General features: G+C 61.5%; 21 protein-coding genes and 3 tRNA genes. 11 read left to right on the plus strand and 13 right to left on the minus strand.

From position 1 onward, the window contains the following. Positions 1-263 precede the first annotated feature (263 nt). The 3 genes from IPM84_02750 to IPM84_02760 form a co-directional block, all read right to left on the minus strand. Entirely contained in the window at positions 264-794 is a 531-nt protein-coding gene (locus IPM84_02750; protein MBK9091692.1) for a hypothetical protein, read from the minus strand. Between the two features lie 27 nt (positions 795-821). Beyond that, entirely contained in the window at positions 822-1,427 is a 606-nt protein-coding gene (locus IPM84_02755; GenBank protein MBK9091693.1) for a sulfotransferase domain-containing protein, read from the minus strand. A 131-nt stretch (positions 1,428-1,558) separates the two neighbouring features. Then, positions 1,559-2,986: a thioredoxin domain-containing protein gene (locus IPM84_02760; protein MBK9091694.1), complete on the minus strand. Its 1,428-nt coding sequence runs from the start codon at positions 2,984-2,986 to the stop codon at positions 1,559-1,561. A gap of 368 nt (positions 2,987-3,354) precedes the next feature. Between IPM84_02760 and IPM84_02765 the strand changes: the two genes are divergently transcribed. Then, entirely contained in the window at positions 3,355-4,617 is a 1,263-nt protein-coding gene (locus IPM84_02765) for a family 10 glycosylhydrolase (GenBank protein MBK9091695.1), read from the plus strand. 77 nt (positions 4,618-4,694) lie between these two features. On the opposite strand, the gene glnA is transcribed toward IPM84_02765, so the two are convergent. Together glnA and IPM84_02775 are read right to left on the minus strand one after the other, a co-directional pair. After that, positions 4,695-6,035 (minus strand): type I glutamate--ammonia ligase, encoded by a 1,341-nt coding sequence (gene glnA / locus IPM84_02770; protein MBK9091696.1) that lies wholly within the window; start codon positions 6,033-6,035, stop codon positions 4,695-4,697. Between the two features lie 115 nt (positions 6,036-6,150). Beyond that, a complete protein-coding gene (locus IPM84_02775; protein ID MBK9091697.1) occupies positions 6,151-7,821 on the minus strand; it encodes an alkaline phosphatase D family protein in 1,671 nt (556 codons plus the stop codon). Positions 7,822-8,022: 201 nt separating this feature from the next. Here IPM84_02775 and IPM84_02780 point away from each other — a divergent pair, with 201 nt between their 5' ends. Next, positions 8,023-8,793 (plus strand): hypothetical protein, encoded by a 771-nt coding sequence (locus IPM84_02780; protein ID MBK9091698.1) that lies wholly within the window; start codon positions 8,023-8,025, stop codon positions 8,791-8,793. A 118-nt stretch (positions 8,794-8,911) separates the two neighbouring features. On the opposite strand, the gene IPM84_02785 is transcribed toward IPM84_02780, so the two are convergent. The 8 genes from IPM84_02785 to secG form a co-directional block, all read right to left on the minus strand. Then, positions 8,912-9,988, minus strand: coding sequence for a trypsin-like serine protease (locus tag IPM84_02785; protein ID MBK9091699.1), 1,077 nt, complete (start codon positions 9,986-9,988; stop codon positions 8,912-8,914). 359 nt (positions 9,989-10,347) lie between these two features. Continuing rightward, entirely contained in the window at positions 10,348-11,952 is a 1,605-nt protein-coding gene (locus tag IPM84_02790) for a helix-turn-helix domain-containing protein (GenBank protein ID MBK9091700.1), read from the minus strand. A 63-nt stretch (positions 11,953-12,015) separates the two neighbouring features. Next, positions 12,016-12,088 (minus strand) — tRNA-Met (locus tag IPM84_02795). Between the two features lie 94 nt (positions 12,089-12,182). Next, positions 12,183-12,254, minus strand: a tRNA-Met gene (locus IPM84_02800). A gap of 75 nt (positions 12,255-12,329) precedes the next feature. Further along, positions 12,330-12,716, minus strand: a complete 387-nt coding sequence (locus tag IPM84_02805; GenBank protein MBK9091701.1) for a septum formation initiator family protein — start codon at positions 12,714-12,716, stop codon at positions 12,330-12,332. Between the two features lie 82 nt (positions 12,717-12,798). Next, positions 12,799-12,882, minus strand: a tRNA-Leu gene (locus IPM84_02810). Between the two features lie 23 nt (positions 12,883-12,905). Continuing rightward, positions 12,906-14,576, minus strand: coding sequence for a peptide ABC transporter substrate-binding protein (locus IPM84_02815; GenBank protein ID MBK9091702.1), 1,671 nt, complete (start codon positions 14,574-14,576; stop codon positions 12,906-12,908). Between the two features lie 8 nt (positions 14,577-14,584). Then, positions 14,585-14,806: a preprotein translocase subunit SecG gene (gene secG, locus IPM84_02820; protein MBK9091703.1), complete on the minus strand. Its 222-nt coding sequence runs from the start codon at positions 14,804-14,806 to the stop codon at positions 14,585-14,587. Positions 14,807-15,017: 211 nt separating this feature from the next. Between secG and IPM84_02825 the strand changes: the two genes are divergently transcribed. The 9 genes from IPM84_02825 to IPM84_02865 all read left to right on the plus strand — a co-directional run bounded on the left by IPM84_02825 (position 15,018) and on the right by IPM84_02865 (position 23,888). Continuing rightward, positions 15,018-16,133: an ABC transporter ATP-binding protein gene (locus IPM84_02825; protein ID MBK9091704.1), complete on the plus strand. Its 1,116-nt coding sequence runs from the start codon at positions 15,018-15,020 to the stop codon at positions 16,131-16,133. A 22-nt stretch (positions 16,134-16,155) separates the two neighbouring features. Next, complete coding sequence (locus IPM84_02830; GenBank protein MBK9091705.1) at positions 16,156-17,019, plus strand: ABC transporter permease; 864 nt, start codon at positions 16,156-16,158, stop codon at positions 17,017-17,019. Positions 17,020-17,074: 55 nt separating this feature from the next. Further along, positions 17,075-17,875 carry an ABC transporter permease gene (locus IPM84_02835; GenBank protein ID MBK9091706.1) on the plus strand — a complete coding sequence of 267 codons (801 nt, stop codon included), beginning with the start codon at positions 17,075-17,077 and terminating at the stop codon, positions 17,873-17,875. 85 nt (positions 17,876-17,960) lie between these two features. Beyond that, entirely contained in the window at positions 17,961-19,112 is a 1,152-nt protein-coding gene (locus tag IPM84_02840; protein ID MBK9091707.1) for a spermidine/putrescine ABC transporter substrate-binding protein, read from the plus strand. A gap of 145 nt (positions 19,113-19,257) precedes the next feature. Continuing rightward, positions 19,258-20,124 (plus strand): hypothetical protein, encoded by an 867-nt coding sequence (locus IPM84_02845; GenBank protein MBK9091708.1) that lies wholly within the window; start codon positions 19,258-19,260, stop codon positions 20,122-20,124. Positions 20,125-20,273: 149 nt separating this feature from the next. Continuing rightward, entirely contained in the window at positions 20,274-21,026 is a 753-nt protein-coding gene (locus IPM84_02850; GenBank protein ID MBK9091709.1) for a hypothetical protein, read from the plus strand. 13 nt (positions 21,027-21,039) lie between these two features. Next, complete coding sequence (locus IPM84_02855; protein ID MBK9091710.1) at positions 21,040-22,047, plus strand: M23 family metallopeptidase; 1,008 nt, start codon at positions 21,040-21,042, stop codon at positions 22,045-22,047. An 88-nt stretch (positions 22,048-22,135) separates the two neighbouring features. Next, the gene (locus IPM84_02860; protein ID MBK9091711.1) at positions 22,136-22,615 is read left to right on the plus strand and encodes a hypothetical protein; all 480 of its coding nucleotides are present in this window, start codon (positions 22,136-22,138) and stop codon (positions 22,613-22,615) included. A 4-nt stretch (positions 22,616-22,619) separates the two neighbouring features. After that, entirely contained in the window at positions 22,620-23,888 is a 1,269-nt protein-coding gene (locus IPM84_02865; GenBank protein ID MBK9091712.1) for an aminotransferase class III-fold pyridoxal phosphate-dependent enzyme, read from the plus strand. The last annotated feature ends 11 nt before the right edge of the window (positions 23,889-23,899 follow it).

Here is a 23,899-nt window from a genome sequence, read left to right on the forward strand (position 1 = left end):
GATCTGTCAAGAGGTAAAATTTGGGCGCAGCAATTCTGAATTGGGCGGACGATTGACCACAAGGAACGCATAGAACACAAAGCAACGGCAGAAGATTCGCAGATTGGCGGCGTCTTTGCGCTCTTTGTGTTCTATGTGGCAAAAATCCGCCCAGCTTTCTCTGCCACGAATTTCACTAATTTGCACGAATTCCAGGGCCTTTTCGTGTCAATTCGTGCAATTCGTGGCAAGAATCCGCCCAGCTTTCTCTGCCACGAATTTTACTAATTTTCACGAAGTGGTTTCGTCAGTGGCTGTCTGCTTGTTCCATGACCGAGCCGCCACCCCACCCAGGCAAAACCCACGATGGCCAGGAGCGAAGGGCCGACCAGCCAGAAGAAGAAGAGGTAGTAGCCAGCAAGGCCCGGTTTGGCCGGATCAATCAGCCCCTCGTTGAGGGTCAGCAGGGCGATGGCTGCGACCAGCAGCCCCAGGCTGGCGCCAATGGCCGCACGACCCATGTCGTTGATGTGATCGTGCAGCGGGATGAAGATCGCGCCCAGCAGCGTGCCGCCTACCAGGCCCAGGAGCGCGGCCGGCGCGATGCCGAGCACGAATGCGAACGGCCCGGCGCACAGGGACAGCAGAGTCACGCCGACCAGGGCGTCCAGCAGGCGGCCGTTGTTGCTGTTGGTCAACAGCAGCCAAAAGGCCAGCGCGGGAACGGCCAGGGCCGCATAGATCGAAGCCAGGACCACGCCGGTCAGGGCGCCGAGCGATGCCCCACGTGTGACCAGGCGCCACGGTTGCTGCATGACCGTTCTGTTTCCTTTCAAGTCAAGTCAGGCGGCGCGATTGCGATACAGGGTTCGATCAACGGCCGCCAGCATCTGTTCACTATCCAGGCGTTGGTCGAGGAAGCGGTTGATCTGCGCAAGGAAGGGTGACGGCGCGGCGATCATCTCGTTGTAGTTCACATAGAGCACCGCGATGTTGGGCTGGCCGGCCAGCCAGGCCTCGACTTTCTGCAGATGCTTTTGGAAAAGGCGCGTCAACTCCGCGTCATCAATGCGGGCCGGGTCTTCCCCGCGATGGATGAGCATCTTGCGCTGTGAGGCCAGCGTCTCGGCCAGGGTGCGCTGCATGAAGATGACCTTGTAGCGCTGGTTGGACGGCAGATGCTCCAGCAGGGCCGAAATGATCTTGATCGCCTTGCCCTGCGCCTCGCTCATCCAGGCGCCGTCGCCATCCTTCAGGCGCTTGACTCGCTCCACCTCGAAGTAACCGCGTGGGTTGTCGGCATCGGCCTGGCGAATGGCGTCGGTCATCGCGCTCAGCCCGCCGGCCGCCAGCATCTGCATCATCATGGAGGTGCCGGAGCGCGGCAGGCCGGAAACGACGGTGACATAGGTTGGTGTTTGTTGGGTTTGGGTGTGGGTGAAGCTCATTCCTGGCAGTCCTTAGTCCTCTCCTCAGGTCCTCAACCCCTGACCCCTTCTCCTCTCCGCCATACTGGAGAGGAGAAGGGGGAAGGGGTTGAGGAGAGCATCTTGTTATATCGGCTGGCGGGGGGGAGCCATCACTGTGTGACTGTGGGCGCCGTCTGCGGGCCTTGCTGAGCACCGGTTAGAATCTCGGTCAGGGCCTGGTCGAACTGCTCGTAGGGCAGCGCGCCCGGGATGCGGGTTCCCTGCCCGTCCTTGATGAGGAAGAAGTTGGGCGTGCCACGCACCTGCGCCTGCTGCCCCAAGTCCAGGCCATCCTGCACCTTCGCTTCCATCTGGCCTGAATCGAGGCACTCGTTGAACTTGCCGGCGTCAAGGCCCAGGTCCTGCGCGTAGGTCTTGAAGATCTCCGTCGCGTTGCTCTTGCCGGACCACAGCGCCTGTTTGCTAAACAGCACATCGTGCATCTCCCAGAATTTGCCCTGGGTCGCGGCGCACTCCGAAGCCTCGGCCGCCTTGGGCGCCTGGGGATGGATGGGCAGCGGGAAATGCACGAACACCATGCGCACCAGATCCTTATCTACCCAGTTCGTGTCAATCTCGGGTTCCGCTTGCTGGTAGTGCTGCAGGCAGTAGGGGCACTGAAAGTCCGAGAACTCGATGATGAGAATCGGTGCTGCGCTGTTACCCCGGTAATGATAGCCGCTGTAGGTCAGGCCAGGGTGTGCCGGGTCAGGGGCAAAGGGGTCAACACCCTGCGGGAGCGGCGTCGGCGTGGGTGCGGGCAGTTGACCAGACTGCGCCTTGCTAATGGTCTGCTGAAAGACCTCGAACGACTGCGCGCCGGAGACAAACCAGGCGTTGATGAAGAAGGCCGGCGTGCCGGTGACGCCGCTCTGCGCGCCTTCCTGCAGGTCTTTGGCGACCTCGGCCGCGAACTGGCCCGAATCAAGGCATTCATTGAACGCGGCGCTGTCGAGGCCAAGATCAACCGCGTATTCCTTGAAGATCTCCGGCGCTTCGGTCTTGCCCGACCAGGCCTGCTGCAAGGCAAACAGCTTGTCGTGCATGGCCCAGAACTGCTGCTGCGCGCCCGCGCACTGCGCCGCTTCGGCCGCCTTGGCCGCCTGTGGGTGAATGCTGTTCAGCGGGAAATCCTTGAACACATGCTTGACCAGCCCCTTTTTGACGTACTGATCTTCGATGAGCGGCGCGGTCTGCGAGACATGGCGCGAGCAGAACGGGCACTGGTAATCGGAAAATTCGACCAGCGTCACCGGCGCGTTGGGATCGCCGCGGAACCAATCGCCCTCGGCGGTCTGGCCTTCGGTTACCGCGGCCGGATCGCCGACCGATTTGACGGCCGGCACGTTAGTGGGTGTGGCGGCCGCCGCCGGTTGAGGCTGGCCGCCTGTCGCCGCCGCGACCGGCGCGGCCGTGGCCTGGTCCGCACCAGGGTTTTGGGGGCTTGTCTGCGTACACGCGCCGAGCAGCAGGAGCAGCGCGCCGGTCACCAGCAGCCACCCCGGTACACGCCTTGTGGATTCATAAAATCGTTTCATAAGATTGACTTTCTTTCGGCTTTCTCTTGACTTTCTCTTGACTTTCTTTCGGTTTTCTTTCACCACCACTCGTTGCGTCAAGCCGGTCACGCCCGCGCGGCCCCATGAATTTACTGCGGTGAACCACTGTTTGATGTAGGCCCAATTCCGCAACGATTTTCCCTCACCGGGCGCCCACGAAAAGGCCTGTGGGACTGTGGGAAGAAAGTCCCGGTTTTTGCCAGCCGCAATTTGGGCTTTCAGCGCGCTTGTGTTAGACTCCGGCAGCAGAATGGCGCCCCAGTTGGTGGCCTATGATACCACAGGAGTCAAAAATCGCCATGACAAGAGCCAGCTCTCCTGCAGTTTCACCCGTTGATGCACCGTCTTTGACAGACGCAGCCAATCAGGATTATCCGGATCTCTATGCGATGACGCCGCCGCCGCACGTTGATCTGCCGGCTACACGTGAGACGGCGGCCGCCGGCACGCGACCGATGGCGCCCATGGCGCGCGGGATCGGCCTCGGCCTGGAAGAGGGGCGGGCGCTGTGGGTCTCACGCTTCGATTTTCGCAGCGCCGATGACATGCGCCGGGTGATTGACAAGGCCGCTGCGGCCAATTTCAACCAAATTTGGCTGCAGGTGCGTCCGGCGGCCACCGCCTTCTATCGCTCGGCCCTGGAGCCGTGGGACGAACGATTGACCGGCCGCCTGGGCGGCGTGCCTGATTGGGACCCATTGGCGCTGACGATCCAGGTTGCGCACCAGGCCGGGCTTGAGGTACACACCTGGCTCAATGTCTATCCCGCCTGGCAGGGCACAGAACTGCCGCCGTCTGATGTCACTCCAACGCCCATGATCACACAGTTCACTAATCTGTATGGCGACCAGTGGAAACAATGGGGCCGCGAGACCGGCGCCATGGGGCTGAGTGATAGCTATCTCTACGGCAGCCCTGGGCATTGGGCGGTGGCCGAGCGGGTGCTGCAGGTGTGTCGGGACCTTCTGCTACACTACTACCTGGACGGACTGCACCTGGATCATGTGCGTTACTCTTCCTCGCTCTTTTCGTGGGACCCGGTGACGCAGGCGCGCTACGCGGCCGACCGCGCCCTGGAGCCAGAGCTGACTCATCCCGAATGGCAGCGCCGCCAGGTAACGGCCCTGGTGTCCGCCATTCATCGCCTGATACGTGAACTGAAGCCTGGCTTGGCGCTGAGCGCGGCGGTCTGGCCGGTCTATCGGCGCAAGGCCGCCTGGACCTGGTATCCCAACACCGACGGCTATACTTCCTACTGCCAGGATTCGATTGGTTGGTTGCGCCAGGGGGTGATTGACACGATTGCGCCCATGCTCTACGGCTCTATTCTTGGCCCGGCGGCCAACACGCCCTATTTCGAGCAGGTGGTGCAGGCCTACGCGGTCGAGACGGAGGGGTTATCGGTCTATGCCGGCATTAGCGCTGAACGCATTGATGCGGCCGAAATCTGCCGTCGCATTGACATCGCGCGCACGGCCGGCCTGCCCGGTCAGGCCATCTTCCGCGCCGCGCTGCTCGACCCGATCAACGCCTGGGAGGCACTGCGCCAGGGGCCGTATCAAAGCGCGACCTTTGTGCCGCGGCCGCAATCGGCTGAGGTTGCGCTGTAGGCTATCATGTGCTGAGGTGTTCGAGGCGCCGGTTTATGCCTAGGCCGCCCGTTCTCTCCGGATGGATCGCACGCGCTTCAGTAGATCGGTAAGTAACGATCCACTTCCCACTGACTGACCGTGCGGCGGTAGTCGTCCCATTCGCTGGTTTTGGCTTCGATGTAACGCTCGAACAGGTGCGCGCCCAGCGCAACCTGGATCACCTCGTCGCGCTTCAACTCCTCCAGGGCTTCGCCCAACGAGCGCGGCATGGCCGGCAGACTGCGCCGCGCCACGTCCATGTGATACAGATTCTCTTCGGCCGGCTCTGGCGGCTTTAGTTTGCGCTGGATGCCATCCAGGCCCGCGGTGAGCATCACGGCAAAGGCCAGGTAGGGATTGGCCGCCGGATCTGGACAGCGCAGCTCGATGCGCGTGGAGGCGGTGCGCTCGGCGTTGATGCGCGGCACCCGAATCAGGGCCGAACGGTTGATGCGCGCCCAGGTGATGTAGGTCGGCGCTTCGAAGCCGGGCACCAGGCGTTTGTACGAGTTGACCAACGGCGCAATGATGGCAGACATGCCGCGCGCGTGCTCCAACTGGCCGGCAATAAAGCGCAGGGCCAGTTCCGAGAGGCCATATTGACTGCTGGGCGCGGCAAAAAGGTTCTTGCCGGTCTTGACATCGCTCAGGCTTTGGTGCGTATGCATGCCGGAGCCGTTGATGCCGGTGATCGGTTTGGGCATGAAGGTGCAGTAGAGGCCGTTGCGCTGAGCGATGGCTTTCAGCGTGGTGCGCAGGGTGATGACATTGTCGGCGGTGCGCAGCGCGTGGTCATAGCGAAAATCAACCTCGTGCTGGCCCACCGCCACCTCATGATGGGTCGCTTCCACCTCGATACCCAACGTCTCCAGCGCTTCTACCATCTGGCGCCGCACATTGTGGGCCAGGTCGGTGCTGACATCGAAGTAGCCAGCCTCGTCATGCGGGATGGTGCTCAGCGCGCCATTGGTCCGGGGCTTGAAGAGGAAAAACTCCAGTTCTGGCCCGGTGTTGTAGACAAAGCCCAGGGCGGCCGCATCAGCCATTGCGCGCTTGAGCACGTAGCGCGGATCACCGGTGAACGGTGAGCCGTTGGGCATGTAGACATCGCAGATGACGCGGGCCGTAGCCAGATGGTCGCTCTCCCAGGGGATGACGGCAAAAGTGCCCAGGTCTGGCACCAGGTACATGTCGCTCTCGGCCACGCGGGCAAAGCCCTCGATCGAAGAGCCGTCGAACCAGATGCCATGATCCACAGCGACGTTCCACTGCGAAGCCGGGATCGTGACCTGTTTGACAATGCCCACAATGTCACTGAACTGTAGGTTGATGAAACGCACCCGCTGTGTCGCCATGATTTCGGTGACCCGTTCAGCCTGGGCCTGATCAATCGCCATGCGCGCAAACCTCCCCATAATATCGTGAGGGCCTAGTATACGGCGCCGGCGCGCGGTCAGCCAGCGTCAAACCGACTGAGGAGAGAAACCCATGATTGGGCAGGTTGCACAAACCTCAGCGCCACGGCACGTTGTAGGCGATGCGCACGGCGCCTTCGCTGTCTTTGACTTCCAGGCGGAGCTGCGGCGGATTGGCGCTGGCGGTGATTACCCCGTAACCGTTGCACGACCGGTACTCACTCGAATACCAATAGGTGCCCTTATCCCAAAGCCCACTGCCAAACATGCTGCGGTCCGCACCGTAGACGGACAGGCATTGCTTGAAGTTGGGCGCAGGCACCACCATTTCCGGCAGCCCGCTGTGCGCGCCGCTGTCAATGCCGCCCGCATGCATGTCGCCGGAGATGAACACCACGCCCTTGATACGGGCATTTTGCACCAGTTCGAGCAGCCAGTCGCGCTCGAACTGATAGGTGCGCCAGGAATCGCTCTTGTGAACGGTCGGGTTGAACGGCACCTGCACCATCAGCAGTTTCCAGGTGGCCGTTGACTGCAAAAGCCCCTGCTCCAGCCAGTAGCGCTGGCCGTAGATGCCCAGGTTGTTGCCGTCGAGCATAGATTTTTCCGGGCCGTCGGGATCATCCACGTTGTCGCGCTGACTGCGCGCATCAACCAGAAAAATCTCGACCGGCCCCAGGTTGATCTTCTGCCAGATGCCGTAGTTGGATGGGGTTGGATAGAGCGGGAAGAACTCACGGATGACGCGCTGCGACAGTTCACGCCCGAAGTAGCCCTTGTCTTCGTCGTTGCGCCCATAGTCATGATCGTCCCACATGTGCGCGACCGGTGCAGTCCACAGGACATCGGTCACAAAACTTGCCATGTTGGGATCGTTGACATTGTAGAGGTCCTTGAACATCTGGCGCTTGTCTTCCAGGCTGTGCGGCTCGCGGTGATCGAAATCGCCGCCAATCACGACCAGATCGGCGTTTTCCTCGCCGGCATGGGCAAAGGTGTTGGTGGGCAGGATCGTGCCGGGGTTCGAGGTGGTGGCGAAGTCGGTCAGGTAGACGATCTTGGCCGGCCGGCCCGCGCCGGGAAGGGTGCGAAAACGCGGCAGGTCGCCCACAGTCTGCGGTACGCCGTTGACCAGCACGGTGATGTAGTAGGTGGTGTCTGCTTGCAGGGCGGTGAGGGGAATCATGGTGGTGAAATCGGTCTCACGCCTGGTGATGACGGGCGCGGTCCAGCGGCTATCGCCCTGTTCATCTGCGGCGGTGGAGATGCCCAACTGCACGGAGGCCATGCCAAAGGTGCGCACGAACACGGTAGCGCTGCTGGCGGTGACCGCGCCAACCACCGGGCCGTGGGTGGCCGGCGTGAACGCGCTGTTGATGTAGAGCCAGGGCAGGTAGGGGAGCCAGCGTTGCTGCGGCCCGGAGGCGCGCGGCGTGGGGAGCGGCTCGGGCGCGGGCGGCTCTGGCAGGTCGAACTTGACGCCGAGGAAGGGCAAAACGGCCAGGCGCCGGGGCGTCGCGGCCGGGGGCGGGGTTGGCGCCGGCCGGCCGCGGCCTGGCGACGGTTCTTGCGGGCAGTGATCGGTGGAATCACATGCCACCGGATAGGGACGCCAGGGCGCGGCCAGGGTCTGACCGTGCAGGCAGAGCAGCAGGAAAATGCCGGGCAGCAGCCAGCGCAGGCGCTGCCCGATCGAATTCGACCGGCGCCGGGCCTGCTCGTGCGTGATGGGGATGATCTGCTGCTTCGTTCGAAATGACGATTGCATAACTGATTGATGAGAGATGTTTCAACGCAGGGACGCCAGGGCGCAAAGGCGCAAGAGCATGATAGTTCGAACGCAGGCCGCGCCGCTGGTGTAAGTTGGAACTTATTGTACTATGGTTGCGTCTGGAAGGCGAACCGGGTGGCCCCCATCAATCAGGCCCGGTGCGGAGTTCTTGTTTCGAACGAAGGCAGGAGGCATGAAATGACTGGTCGAAATTGGTATCTCAAGACCCTGATGGTCGCAATGATGGCGTTATTGGCCCTCTCGGCCTGCACCACCCCGCAGATGGCGGGCAGCCCGGCCACCGGGAATCAGATTGGTAACGAAGCCGGCCCCAATACCACCGGCGGTCAGACGGCCCCGACCACCGGAGATCAGCCCGGCGGCTTGATTACCTCATCGGGCACGCAGGTACCTGGTCAGGCCAGCGCCGGTTCCAGCGGCGGTCAGGTGCAAGCCGATTCCAGCGGCGGGTCGAGCGGTGCGCCAGATGCGACGGCCGGCGGCAATCTGGGGGATGCGCTGTCGCACTTTCAGCTTTACCGCAGTGAGTTGTGCCACTTTCAGATTGGCTATCCGAACGGTTCCCCGGCCGACTACGTGCCGCAGGAAGGTGCGGTGACGAGCCAGGGCGCGGCCACAGTATGCCGGGTGGCGTTCCAGGATCGTGTGCTGGCCCAGTCCGACACCGCCGCGCTGCAGCCACCGCTGTTCCTGATCGAAGTCTTTGATCGGGGCAGCAACGCGCAGGCGCTGGAAGAGTGGGTGCGGGCGCAGCCGCTGCCGGGCAAGAGCAGCGCCGCCACCGAGCCAACCACGCTCAGCGGCGTGACCGGCCTGAAGGTGACGCTGATGCAGGAGATGGCGCCAAATCAGTTCTTCTTTGTCGCCAGGGACAACTACATCTACAAACTGACGCCGCTCGGTCTCTATGGCAACGCCATGCTGGCGACGTTCAGGTTCACTGATTGATACAGAGAAACCCGGCTTCTACGAGAAGCCGGGTTTCTTGCATCCCCGCACCGATGAGAAACCCGGCTTCTACGAGAAGCCGGGTTTCTTGCAGAAGGGGGATGAGGTGAGGCTCCTTCTAGAAGTCGTTGCCCCAGTCGAATATCGTCACCGCACCGCTGCCAAAGTACGATGAGTAGATTTGGTAGGGCTGATTGGGGTTGATGTATTTGTACGAGTTGACGCCATTGACGTAATTGTAAGCGCCGGCGTACTGGTCGAACTTGTAGATCCAGGGGCCGCCGCTGCAGCCGCCGGTCATATCGGTGCCGATGCCGATGGGGTTGGGCGAGAAGTTGCCATCATCACGCGCGTGTGACGCGGCGTTCAGATGCAGATACTGCCCTGCAAAGGGCGAGGCGGCCGGATAGCCAAAGTCCATCCAATGCAGGGTGCGGCTGGCATTCGCCATGTAGCCCAGATACCCAACGGTGCTGCCGATGCTGCGCCCATAGCGGTCGTTGACGATGACGGCGGCATAGTCATAGGCGATCGAGTTGCTGTTGCCGGCAGAATAGGCCGTCAGCACGGCCGCGTCGTACTGGGTCCACTGTCCATAGGGCGCCGCGCCGTTGCGATAGGCTGGTACGAAGACCCAGTTCGTATGCCAGGTTCCGTAGTAGTTGTCATAGGCGCAGTGACCGGCTGTCCAGATCATGCGATTGTAGCCGACCGAGCCGGAGCAGACGTAGTTGTAGCCGCCGGAGGTGAAGAAAACCTTGCCCAGGGTGCGGAACGGGTACACCTGGTAGTTCCAGGGCACGCCAAAGCGGGTGTAGGGCGGGGGGTAGGAATAACCGGTGGGCGACGCGCCGCCCATTTCAACAGCGCCTAGCTCGGCCAGGGCATCCGCCTCGGCGCCGGTGGGCGCACCGACCATGCCGGCGCTGCCTGGGGACATGGTCAGCGGACCGTCTGGCTCAACCGGGGCGCCATCTTTCAACGGCATTGCAACTTGCGGCAGGGGGTAGGGAATGGCATTCTCCATCTCCTCAGCGGTCCACACCTTTTGCGGCGCGTCACCGACCGGGCCGCGGGTCACAATCTGCAGGGGTTGATCGGCCGGAACCGGGGCAACCGCGCCAGCGCCGGCGGTCACCAACATACTGATCAGCAAGAGGCTGATCGTTACCACGATGACTGGTAGATTCTTCATAGCACTTTCTCCTTGCAACTTGACGTGAAACGACGAGCAACTTTGGCTGCATCAGACGATTTGAAAGCTATGTACCTGTGATGTGGTGGAACAAACCGCCTGTCGGTGAACTGAATCACCGGGATGCAGTCGAAAATACGCCGGGACGACCTCGATCGGGTCGTGGCGTCACGCAGATAGGAATCGGACGGGAAGACAGGATGGTCTGGATAGGGCTTACCTCCTTTGCCAGTCCTTCGTCAGGCCCTGGCGTGATCCCACAAATTGAGCGTCCGCAGAAGTAGTATAGCAGAAAGAAGGCACGCGGTCAATCGTCAAAAAGTAGTACCGCGAGACCATGCGCCAGGAAAGGCAGCAGCCTACAGCAATTGTTGCACTTTGAAAGCAACTTGTAGCAGCAAACGCATCTCAGGGTCGTTCAGGTCATGCCCGATGATGGCCGCGATCCGCTCCATGCGATAGAGAAGGGTGTTGCGATGCAGGAAGAGGGCTTCGGCGGTGCGGCTGAGGTTGCCGTGGTGGGCAAAGTAGGCGGCCAGGGTTTCGACCAGGCTGGCCTGTTGGCGGGCGTCATACGCGGCCAGCGCACCGAGCGTTTCATCATAGAATTTGCGCAAGACATCGCTGCCCTGTAAAGGCAGCAGGAGGCGAAAAAGCCCCATGTCGCCGTAGTAACTGACGGGGTCCGTGCCGCGGATACGCTTGCTCAGTTGCAGCGCCTGGGCAGCCTCATTGATGGACTGAATCAAGCCAACGGCGCCGTCGGCCGAACGCCCAACGCCGACACGCAGGGTCACGGTGGGCAACTGGGCCGCCAGGCGGTCGTGCAGCGCCTTTGCCAGGCGCCGGCCGCGGCGAGCCGGCTTGCCCGGCCCCAACCCACACAGGACGAGAATATCGCCGGTTTCCTCTTCTGGCGTCACCAGGTTGGAGACGCGGCGCTGGGTTAGTTCTTCTTCCACCAGTTGCGCGCAGCGGTGCAGCAAGGGCATGGGAATCGGTTGATCCGATCCGATGTAAAAACTCACCTGGCGCCGGTCCAGTTCGAAGCTCCATTGCAGCCCGCGCTGGGCCAGGCTGATCGCGCCCGGCTCCGGCGCGGCCAGCAGATCCCTGATGAACTGGCGCCGCCGGTTCAACTCGCCGGCGCTGATGGTCTGGCGCCGGCCCAGCTCCAGCGCGCAGGTCAATGCCCCGCGTTCAGCCACCAGCTTGGCGACATCGTCCAGGTCGTTGCCCGGCGCAATGGCCGACAGGGCGCCGTAGCGTTGATGATTGCTGGTGATGATTGTGACCCAGCGACTGCCACGCTGGTTGGGCAGGGCCGCCAGGAAGGACGCCTCGCCCGGCTGTTCCTGCAACAGGCGCGCCGTTTCGGTGTGCAAATCGGCCAGCAGCCCTTCGTCCAGCCCGCGACCGCCGGGAGCCGCCGCGGCCAGCAGGTCCCCCAGCAGGCCATGAACGGTGATGGTGCAGTTGGCATGGCGTGCGAGAGTTTGCGCGACCTGGTCAAGCGATGCGCCGCTGACGAGCAGATTGGTCAGCTCATGGGTGACCTGGCTCGCGAAGCGTTCTAACTGCGCCTGGCGGTTGACAATGACCCGGATGGCCTCACGTTCGACATCGGTCAGGCGACTACCGACTGGCAGGGCGAATAAGGGGCTGTGAAGCTGGCTGGCAGCGCTGACGGCTTCTTCGTCTACCGTCCCCAAAACGGCAATAGCGGCCACACGCACCACCGCGAGATCGGCGATGACGCGCGCCAGCGAGAGAGAGGGATCGAGCAGGGCCAGGTCAGCGAGATCCATCAGGATTAGTTCGCCGCCGTTGAGGTGTGGAAATGCTGGCGGACTAGGTCGTAACGAAATAGCCCAGGAGACTGCACGCTGCAAGTGCTCCTGGCCGGCGAGTAGGTGTGTCCCCTGCGGTAGGGCCAGCCGCAGAAGATCCGCTAAGGTGGTCATGACCGTTGATCATCCCCCAAAAAGTGGAATTCCTGGCCGGGGCCAGGAATTCAACGCTGAAGGTGGTGACGCCCAGACTTGAACTGGGGACCCAGGAATTATGAGCTCCTTGCTCTACCGACTGAGCTACGTCACCGTGGTTATGGAGTTTCTACGCATAAAGGAGGAGAGTTGTGTGAACTCTCCTCCTTTATTGGCATCGTCATTTCTGTCAAATCCCAGGAACCAGGTAGCGGGGGCAGGATTCGAACCTGCGGCCTTTGGGTTATGAGCCCAACGAGCTGCCACTGCTCCACCCCGCATCGCTTTCAACAAGAAAGATTGTACCACCGAACGATGACCTGGTCAAATCTTCACAAGCAGCGGTTTTGCAAGCCTCAGCGCCTCAACAGCGCAGCGAACAGGCGTTGCCACGCGGACTGGGAGGCAGGAACCGGTGTTGGGGTGACAAGCGCGGCGGCCGGGGTGGGCGCCGCCACGGGCGCCACCGGAATGTCACCGGGGCGCATCATGTCGAGCGAGCCACGTGCCTGTTCTTCCAGGTAGGCCGGACTTTGAACGGTTTGCAGTTCTGCCTGCAAGCGCTGCGTGCGCGTGACTTCGGCCGCCACGGTGGCCTGCCATTGATGCATCTCAACCTGCACGGCCTGTAGTTGCCAGCGGCGACTGATGTAGCCGGCGCCAAACGCGCCGATCAACACGACGATGATCACGATGACAAGCTGGCGACGCGTGGCACGCAACCAGGGGCGCGATCTGTCCAACGGTTCCTCCCGAATGACCTGGAAACAGTTTGGGGGCCGTGCAGATCATCTGCACAACCCCCAAATTTGTTTGTCTGCTGAGTGCCGAAGGAGGGACTTGAACCCACACGGGCTAATGCCCACTACGCCCTGAACGTAGCGCGTCTGCCAATTCCGCCACTTCGGCAATCGAACGTGGGCATATTACCATCAGGGGGACGATTTGTCAAGCCGGATGGCCTGGCCCGCGCTGACGCGCTGCGTCACGATGTACCACTCGCTCACTGTGCGGAAGCGATCGGCCGCACGGTTCAGCTTGCCAATGGTGACGCCACGCACCTTGCTTTCCACGCCAAAGGTGTAGACCGGGTGATAGAGGAGCAGGGCCGGGGCTTCGTCGGTAAAGACGACCTGGAATTGCCGGTACAACTCGATGCGTTGGGTCTGATCGTTGGTGCGTCGCGCGGCCTCGATGGCTTCGTCGGCGTCACGGTTGTTCCAACGCGCATAGTTCTGGCCACTCTCGATCTCGGTGGAGTGCCACAGCGGATAAGGGTCAGGATCGCCACTCAGTTCCCAGGTGACGAGCGCGGCGTCGAAGTTGTGCGTGCTCAGGTAATCGGCCGCCAGCCCGGCGAAACTGGTGGTTTGCGTTTCGACCCCCACGCCAATTTCGCGCCACTGTTGTGTAATCAGCCGTCCCAGGGCAACCTGGTCGGGCGCATCGGTGGTGAGGAAAACAAAGCGCAGCGGCTTGCCATCCTTGTCGCTGATCCCATCGGCATCGCTATCGGTCCAGCCGGCGTCAGCGAGCAGCTTGCGCGCGGCCGCCGGGTTGTAGGACACCTGCGCCACGTCGGCGTCATAGGCCCAGTTGCCCGGCTGAATGGGGCTGTTAGCGATCAAACCCTGCCCCTGCAGCCCTTCGTCAATGAGCTGTTGGCGGTTCAACCCCGCGCGCAGCGCCTGACGCACCGCCTTGTCCCCGAAGAAGGGGACATTGCTGCTGTTGAGATTGAGATAGATCAACGCATAACCGGGCAGGGTGGAGGAAAACAGGTTCAACTCCGGCTCTTTGAGCACCGATTTGACATCGTCAGGATACAGGTGCGCAATGGCGTTGATCTCATGGCGGCTGAAGGCCGACAAGACGCGGCGCGTATCAGGATAGAAATGAAACTCGATGCCGCTCAGATAGGGAAGTGGCCCACTGAAGAAAGGGTTCGGTTCCAGGCGGACGTGATCGGCATCAATCTGGGTCAGTTGCCAGGGGCCGGTACCGACCGGGCGGGTGTTGAGTTGGGCGCTGGTCAGTTCAGCCACCGGATAGCGCGCCCACAGGTGCGACGGCAGCAGGCCGATGGTGGTATAGTCAAGAAAGGGTGCAAAGGGCTGGCTGAGGGTGAACGTGACGGTAAACTCGTCTACCTTGGTGGCCTTGACCGATTTCCACAGGGCCGACAACCAGGGCGCCCATTGGTAATCGTCGCTCTGCATCACCGAGACGGTAAAGATCACATCATCGGCGTTGAAGGGGGCGCCGTCACTCCAGCGCACATTCGGGCGCAAGAAGAACGTGTACGACAGATTGTCTGCACCGGCCTCCCAGCGCTCGGCCAGGTCAGGCACAACAACGCCCCGCTCATCCAACGTTGTCAAACCGTTGAACAGCAGGGCGACCAGATCACGATCAATATCGTTGTAATGACTCAACAGCGGGTTGAGATACTGCGGATTGCTCGCGACGCCTTCGCTGTAGGTGCCTCCCCGCGCCGGAATGACTTTTGTCGGGAAGGTGTAGGCGGTGTACCAGAGCAAGGCCCCCAGCAGCAGAATACCGACCACCGCCACCGCTGCCTGCCAGCGAACATATTTACCCACCAGATGCTTTAGCGGTTGACCAGCACTGAGATCACAGAGATGGTAAAGAAAGCAATCGAGACACCAATGGTCACGTTGAACAGGGTGCGCTCAATGCCACGGCGTGTCTTGTAGACGCCGCCATCGCCGCCAAACACGCCACTCAAACCACTGCCCTTCGCCTGCAACAGCACCAGTGCCATCACTGCAATCGAGAGAATAATCTGAATAATGAACAGGTATGTCTTCACTAAAGTATTGACCTCCGATATTGCCTTCGCGGCGTGCGATTATACCATTGCCCTGGCGTTGTGGCAAATGGTTATGGCAAATGTGGTTGTTTTACATCTGATTCAAGCTGTAGTATACTTGCACCGCCCCAGAGCACGCCGCCTGCCTTCCTCGCCGGCAAGGCCAGGACTGGCGTGCCGACAGCCAACGTTCATGCCTGCCGAGGAGGGAATGATCGAAGTCGCCGTCGAACTGCGCCACATCACCCGGCGCTTCATGAGTCCTACCAGCAAGAGCAACGAAGTGGTTGCCGTTGATGACGTGTCCATGCAGATCCAGGACGGTGAGTTCTTCTCACTGTTGGGGCCAAGTGGTTGCGGCAAAACGACGACCCTGCGCATGATTGCCGGGCTAGACAAACCCACGCACGGGGAAATTTTCATCCACGGCCAGGAAATGAGCCAGCGCCCGCCATTCGAACGCCCGGTCAACACTGTGTTTCAGAACTACGCGCTCTTTCCGCATATGACCGTTGCCCAAAACATCGCCTTCGGCCTGGAAATGCGACACCTGCCCCGCACACGTATCGAACAGCGTGTGCATGAGGTGCTCGACCTGGTACGCCTGCCGGGCATGGAGACGCGGCGGCCCAAGCAGCTCTCCGGCGGCCAACAACAGCGGGTGGCCCTGGCCCGTGCGTTGGTCAACGAACCCGAAGTGCTCCTGCTCGACGAGCCGCTGGGCGCACTCGATCAAAAACTGCGCAAAGAGATGCAGCTCGAACTCAAAGCCCTGCAACAGCGGGTTGGCATCACCTTCATTTTTGTGACCCATGACCAGGAAGAGGCGCTGACCATGTCCGACCGCATCGCCGTGATGAACCTGGGACGGGTGCTGCAGGTGGGGTCGCCGCTGCAGATCTACGAACGCCCTAACTGCCGCTTTGTGGCTGATTTCATCGGCGAGACCAATTTTCTGGCTGGTACGGTTACCGCGCTCAACGGCGATTTCTGCACCATGGCAACCGATGGGTACGGCAGTATCGTGGGGCAGCGCGGCCCCAGCCTGCAGGTTGGGGATGCAGTCAGCATTTCCATTCGGCCGGAGAAGATCCGCCTCGATGACCGCCAGCCTGATCGCAGCGTCAACGTCTTTCCGGTCACCGTCGAAATGATCGCGTATGTTGGCTCGGACACGCGCATCATCGTGCGCGACGCGGCGGGCCAGCGCCTGGATGTGTGGGAGCAGAACACCATCTCGACCCTGGATGCCCAGGCCTACTACGCGTCCGGCGATAGCGCGTTCATGAGCTGGCGCCCTGAAAATGCGCTGGCCCTGAAGGATTGAGAGATCGAAGGATGGATGGGCGATGAATGACCTGATGCAGCGTCTACGCCAGAGCCGCCAACTGCAAGTGCTCGGATTGATCGCGCCGGCCTTGCTCTGGCTGGTCCTCTTTTTTGCCGTGCCCCTTGTCATCGTCTTTGTCTATAGCTTTCTCACGCGCGGCACCTACGGCCAGGTTATCTGGGATTTCAACCTGGGCAACTACGTGCGCGTCTTTGATTCCCTCTATGTGCGCATCTTCCTCCGTTCGCTGCGGGTTGCTGCGCTGACCACCATGCTCTGCCTGGCGGTCGGCTATCCTCTCGGCTATTTCATCGCCCGTCGCGGGCCGCGACGCCGCGGTATCCTTCTGCTCCTGTTGGTCGTCCCCTTCTGGACCAACTTCCTGGTGCGCACCTACGCCTGGCGTGTCATTTTGAGCAACGAAGGGCCGATCAACTCGCTGCTCATGGGCCTGGGGCTGACCAATCGGCCTGTTCCCATGCTCTTCACGGAGTTTGCCGTACTCGTTGGTCTGGTCTATTCCTATCTGCCGGAAATGGTTCTGCCCATCTATGCGGCTGTCGAACGCCTCGATTTTAACCTGGTGCAGGCCGCCCATGACCTCTACGCCAACGATTTCCAGGCGTTTCGCCGTGTCGTCCTGCCGTTGACCATGCCCGGCATCCTGGCCGGTTCGATCCTGGTCTTCATCCCCTGCCTGGGCGCGTTCGTCACCCCCGACATCCTGGGCGGCGCGCGCACCGTGATGCTCGGCAACCTGATCCAGCAGCAATTTCTAACGGCGCGCGATTGGCCGTTTGGCTCCGCAGTGTCTTTCGTGTTGATGGCCGTCATGCTCGTCGGCACGCTCATCTATTTCCGGCAGGGAGGGCGCACGCTGTGATGACGTCAATCACCTGGACGCCGCCGACATGACCGCCTCGACGCACACCACCGGCATGGCGCTCAGCCGCCGTGGCAACTGGCTCGGCCGCCTGGTTGAGCCAGCCTTGCAGATCAACGCCTGGCTGATGTATCTGTTCATGTACGCGCCGATTGTGATTCTGATCCTCTTCTCCTTCAACGCGTCGCGTTACGCATCGTCCTGGGAAGGCTTCTCCCTGCGTTGGTACCAGGTGCTCTTCAACGACCGCGCCATCGGGCTGGCGCTGCGCAATAGCCTGCTGGTGGCTCTGCTTTCCACCCTCATCGCGACGGTCATCGGCACCCTGGCCGCGCTGGCGTTGGAACGCTACGACTTCTGGGGCAAACTCTCGTTCGATGCCTTGCTTTACCTGCCGATCATCGTCCCTGAAATTGCCATGGCGGTCATGCTCCTGCTCTTTTTCATCCTCACGCATATTCGGTTGGGCCTGGGAACCGTCATCATCGCCCATGTGGCTTTTTGCATGTCCTATGTGGCGGTAGTCGTGCGCGCACGCGTCGCCGGACTCGATCGGACCCTGGAGGAGGCGGCGCAGGATTTGTATGCTAATGAATGGCAGACCTTTCGTCGGGTCACGCTGCCGCTCATCATGCCCGGCATCGTCAGCGGCGCCTTGCTCTCCTTCACGCTGTCGCTGGACGATTTTGTCATCACCTTCTTCACCACCGGCCCCGGCACCACCACGCTCCCCATCCAGGTGTATGGCATGATCAAAACGGGCGTTACGCCGGAGATCAACGCCCTGTCCGCGCTGATGCTGGTGGCGTCGGTGGTCCTGGTCATCACCTCGCTGTGGTTGCAGCGACGCACCTGATGCCGCGCCGCGATAGTTTTTTGCCCCTGACCAGCCCTACGGCGGGAATTTGCCGTCAGACATTCCAGATCACGGGAGGATCATCATGCACGATCGTCAGCGAACGTTTAGGTTGTGGGTCCGGGGTTTGCCTGGCCTTGTCTTGATCGGCCTGCTCTTGGCCGGCTGCCAGGCCGGCACGACCGCGCCCGCGGCGCCAACGCTGGCTGTTGACCCCTCACAGCCTGGTGATGCCGCTGTCACCTGCGGCGACAAGAGCAAACTGGCGAAGACACTTCACTTCTACAATTGGACCAACTACATGGACGATGCCATCCTGGCCGATTTCGAGCAGGAGTGCGGAGTCAAGGTGGTGCAGGACACTTTTGCCAGCAATGAAGACTTGCTGGCCAAGCTGCAAGCCGGCGCCAGCGGTTATGATGTGATTATTCCATCAGATTACATGGTCGCCATTATGCGCGAGTTGAACCTGTTGGCGACACTCGATTTCAATCACATTCCTAACGCCAAGAACATTGCCCCCCTCTTCCACAATCCGCCCTATGACCCGGAGCGGAAAGTCTCGGTGCCGTATCAATGGGGCACGACCGGTTTGGCCTACAACAGCAAGCGCGTGAGCGCAGCGATTGACGGCTGGGATGACATCTTCGACCCGCAGAAGGCGTGTGCATTTGGCGGACTCAGCATGCTCAACGACGCGCGCGAGGTGTTGGGCGCGGCGCTCAAGCTCAAGGGCTATTCGATGAACGATACCGACCCTGCCCATTGGGCGCAGGCCAAAGAGATGGTGATCGCCATCAAGCCGTGCATCACCACCTTCGACAACGCCAGCTTTGCCGACATCCTGCAAGCGGGCGAAGTGGCGGTGAGCCACGGCTTCAGCGGTGAGTTTGCCAAAGCCATCGAGGAGAACCCCGATCTAATCTACATTGTGCCCAAAGAAGGCACCACGATCTGGGTTGACAACATGGTGGTGCCGGCCGATGCGCCCAGCCAGTACACGGCCGAGATCTTCATCAATTTTCTGCTGCGCCCGGACATCGGCGCACGGCTGACGAATTACACCTGGTATGCCAGCCCCAACGAGGCCGCCACACCGCTGATCAATGCGGAAATCACCGGCAACACCAGCATCTATCCGTCGAGCGAGGTGATGGGTAAACTCGATTTTTTGCGTGACCTGGGCGCCGCTACGCCGATGATCGAGCAGTTATGGACCGAAATCAAGTCCCAATAGGCACGCCACACCCCCATGCGACGCGCAGACGCCACGCCGGAGGCGATGACCTACGGCAAACTTGTCTGGCGCAAGGGTTTACAAGTCGGCTGCGATAAGGTAGAATAGACGCAGCTTGAAATTTGGCGCCCGATCGTGAGGCATCATGCCGTTGAACCGTACCGAGATTCTCAGGGTTGCGCTGCGCGGTGAAACGATAGGCTCCCTCGTGCTGATTCCGGCTACGCCCAACCGTCCGTGGCTGCTCTCCCAGCAAGATGTGACTATCGCCACCGTTGCGCTGCCGCCGGAGGCTAGTTTCACCGCGATCTTTCGCGAATTACAGACCCAGTTGGCGTCACAAGGTTTGGACATCGCCGGCTGCGGGGCTTGTGCGCACTGGTTGGCGCCGGCCAACGACGCTGATGCGGCCGGCCATTGCGCCTGGGGCCGCACGGACCGCCCGGCCAATGACGTGAGTACACAGACCGCCCTCGCTTCGCCCTGCCAACAGTTTGCGCCGGCCAGCCACGAGGCGGCCGCGCCTGCGTTTGTGACCGCCCCGCCCGTGGCCCAATCTGCGCCTGTTGCGGCCAGCCGGCCGTTTTGGCAACGCTGGCCGCCGCGCCGACCTGATCCGCTGACAGGCAACAGCCTGGAAGAGCTTGTGGTCGAGCGCAGTGGCAAGCGCCCCGGCACGATTCCGTGCCTGGTCTGTCCCGGACGGATGGCTAATCTCGGTGCGCAGCGCTGTCGCACCGGCGAAGGCGATGAGCGTACTTTCTCGGCCTGGCGCTGTCGCACCTGCCTGGCCTATTTCCTGAATGACTGGACTGACAAATGGGTGCGCACCGATTCGCTGGAGGTCGTGGACATCTACTACCGCCTGGCGCCGCAGGAGGCTCTCGTCTGCCTGATCCAGATCGAGGCAGCCCAGCTCAAGCAGCAAACGCCGGCCGCCATGCAGGTCTGGTTCGAGTCTTATCTCGACCCGCGACCACCGGCGCGGCGTGAGGTCCGTCATGGCCGGTAGCACCCGGCGCCGACCGGCATTGCGTCCACGCCGGTGGACACCCGGCCGTCACGCCCACCAGGCGCGATTTCACTCGCTCGCCTGCGGCAGAACGCAACCTGAGCAGTTACGAAAACACGAAAAGGGCATTTTGATTCGAGGAAGAAATCATGGGAAAAAATGGGATTGACCATCAAATGAGCTACGGTAACGGCGCCGATGAATCTGAGTTCGACGACGACGTTCTTGACGAAGAAGAACTGGCTGAACTGGATGAAGAACTGGCTGCCGATGAACGGATCGTTGCCTATGAGCAGCTCTGCAGCATGATCGTGCAGGCGTTGAGCCATACGTCGTTGAAACTGTATCATTTTCAGAATCTTTTCAACATAAACACCCTTGACCGGGAATTCAAAGTAATCATCGGTTTGAGCAACGGCAGCTTGCTGGATCGCCTGGGCGGGGCGGCGGCCGAACTAAACCTGGTGTGGGAAGCCGCCAACTCACTGCTCAGCCTGTACGGCAATGAAGGTTTGTGCTCACCCTACCATGAACCCGCGGACTGGTGCAGCCATCAGGATTTCGGCTCATCGCCATCGGTGGATATGACGCTCAAATACCGTGCGTCAGAAGCGGTCATCGAGTCCATTCGTGATGATGACGATGTCAATCGGGTGGCTGAACAACTGCGCACCCTGTTCAGCAGTGACAGTGCTGAGGGTGACGTGGAAGTGAACTTCGAGGCGATCTATGCTCACGGGGAACTCAAGCTGACCTCTGCGGTCGTCCAGTATGATATCCTGTTGGAGGATGAGTTGAAGGATGTGGAACTGCTGCAGCAAATCCTGAATGATTTGGCGCGCGAGGTGTTCACTAATCTCAAGAAGATGGCATCTGCTTTCCCGTTCGACAAGAGTAAATAGGCAGCGAGGCGTTATGTCACATAACCACGGCGTCATCCGTCTGCAAGTCAGCCCGGCGCAAATCTACGTTGGGCGCTATGAAGCGCTGCCCTATCCCAATCTGACTCCTGCGCAGGAGTTTGTGTTCGAGGTGGCTATTCTGGCCGCCGCGCCGGTGACGATCAGCGATGTGTTGTTTCAAATCTACAGCGGCAGCCAACTGCTGAGCGAGCGACGCCGCAACGGCCGCAGCTTGGCGCGCCTGATCGGCGAGGAGTTCCCGGTGCGGGTTGTGCCGGGCGAAGGGCTGGCCTTGCGCCGCTGTTACTTCTGGGAACCAGGACTGGAAAAACTGACTCAGGTCTTCATCACGGTGACCGCGCGCACAGAGGATGGCGCCGAACAGCAGGCCGCCTGGGGCGCACCCCTGCTGATCTATGAGCAGACGGTGGACTTGCGCCTGCCTTTTCGCGACACCTGGTGGACTATCATGGGCAATGACTGGACCGACCTGCACAAGGGTGAGCCGATCAGCCAGCCCTTTGCGCTTGATTTTGCCCGCCTGGGGCCGGACAACGGCACATTCCGCGGCAGTGGCCTGGCGCTCGCAGATCATTACAGCTTTGGAGAGCCGGTGCTGGCGCCGGCTGACGGCGAGGTGGTCATTCTCACGGCTGACATGCCGGACAATCCGCCCGGCACACCGCCGCAACTGCGTGATCTGCGTGAGGATCCACGGCGGTCGTTTGGCAATGCGCTCTTCATTGCCCACAATGACCACGAGTTTAGTTTTCTGGCGCACCTGCAGGCCGGTTCGATCAGCGTGCCGACTGGCGCCACGGTGGCGCGAGGACAGGAGATTGCGCGCTGCGGCAATTCCGGGCTTTCGCCCGGCCCCCATCTGCACTACCACCTGCAAAATGGCCCCAATCTCTATGTGGATCAGGGCGTTCCGGTACAGTTTGGCCGCTTTCGGGTCACCGGCGACATGGTCGAGCGCAGCGCCATCCCCACGCGGCTGATTGTGACGCCGGTAGACTGAGGCACGCCCGGCGCCGGTGAGCGCGGCAGGCACATAGTGATCGGCGCACGCCGATTGGACGATGAAAAGCGTGAAGGGAGAAGTAAAGATGGCGACTGGTGATTCTCGAAACGGAAATGGCGCCGACGCAGCCACAGGTGACGGCGGCATCCAAACCGTGGTGACAGAAAAGGACATGCAGAGCCTGCGTGCCCTCGAAGGCAAACTACTGACTACCCTGACCCTGTGGGAGGACTCGCTGGCGTATGGCGATGAAGATGAGGTCGTGCCAGAGACTGAGCGGATCTTCTTCGACTGCGATCTCTACCTTGCCGATCGGCAACTGCTCGAAGTCTACGGCGCCAGCGCGTATTTCGATCCGGACGGCGAGCCATTGCAAGGGATGGAGGTCATCACGGAAGCGTTGGGCGAACTGGCCGAGGGCGGCAACGTGGTGGCTGAGGTGGGCAGCGACGCCGAAGATGGCCTGGTGCTGGTGTTTGCCGCCGATGATGAGGCCACCATGATTATGGCGGTCAGCGGCTGGGTGCTGAGCACCTGGGATGAACTACCCGACTACGATGAGTGAGGCGATGCCAGCGGACTCTGCTCTCGATCATGTGTCCCGCGTGTGGGCGCGCAGCGCGTCCATCCTGGTAGATCGGGGCGAAGGCGCCTGGCTCTATGACATGGATGGGCGCCGTTATCTCGATTTTACCTGCGGCATTGGGGTGACCAACACCGGTCACTGCCACCCCACGGTCGTGGCGGCCGCGCAGGCGCAGGTTGCCCGCCTGATTCACGGCCAGGCCAACATCGTCTATCATCGCCCCATGCTTGATCTGATCGAGGCCTTGCTGCCGGTTGTGCCGGCTGGGCTGGACACCTTTTTCTTTTCCAACAGCGGCGCCGAGGCAGTGGAGGGCAGTTTCAAGCTGGCGCGCCAGGCGAGCGGCCGCCCGAATCTGATCGTTTTTCAGGGCAGCTTTCATGGCCGCACCGTGGGCGCCATGTCGTTGACCACCTCCAAGACAACCTATCGCGCCGGCTATCAGCCATTGATGGCCGGCGTGTTCGTGGCGCCGTTCCCCTACGCCTATCAATTGGGCCTTAGCCCGGCCGCAGCCGTGGAGTTTGCCCTGCGCCAGCTTGAGTTGATTCTGCACTCGCAGACCGCGCCCTCAGAAACGGCCGCAATCCTCGTCGAGCCAATTTTGGGCGAAGGCGGCTACGTCGTTCCGCCGGACGGTTTTCTGCAAGGGCTGCGCCAGATCTGTGACCGTGAGGGCATTTTGCTGATCCTGGACGAGGTGCAGAGCGGCTTTGGGCGCACGGGGCGCTTCTTCGCAGCTGAACACTGGGGCGTCGTGCCCGACATCCTGGTGATGGCGAAGGGGATGGCCTCCGGCTTCCCGTTGAGCGGGATTGTGGCGCGGCGCGAGACCATGGCCCGCTGGCCGGTTGGAGCGCACGGCGGCACCTTTGGCGGTAATGCGGTCGCCTGCGCCGCCGCTACCGCCACCATCGAGGTCATTCAGTCCGAGGGGCTGTTGGCCAACGCCCAGGCGCGCGGGGAGCAGTTGCGCGACGGGTTGAGCGAGTTACAGGGACGTTTCCCGGCCATTGGCGACGTGCGCGGGCTGGGGTTGATGGTGGCCACCGAATTCACGCGGCAGGGTCGGCCCGATGCGGCCCTGGCCCAGGCGGCGACCAGGGCGGCCCTGGCGCGCGGCCTGCTCCTGCTCACCTGCGGCACCTGGGGCAATGTGGTGCGCTGGATTCCGCCGCTCATTGTCAGCGCCGCGCAGATTGACAGCGCCCTGCACACCTTCGCCGACACGCTGGCGAGTGCGTCCGCTTGAGGGGCGCCGAA

This window comes from Candidatus Amarolinea dominans (assembly GCA_016719785.1).
Classification (GTDB): domain Bacteria; phylum Chloroflexota; class Anaerolineae; order SSC4; family Amarolineaceae; genus Amarolinea; species Amarolinea dominans.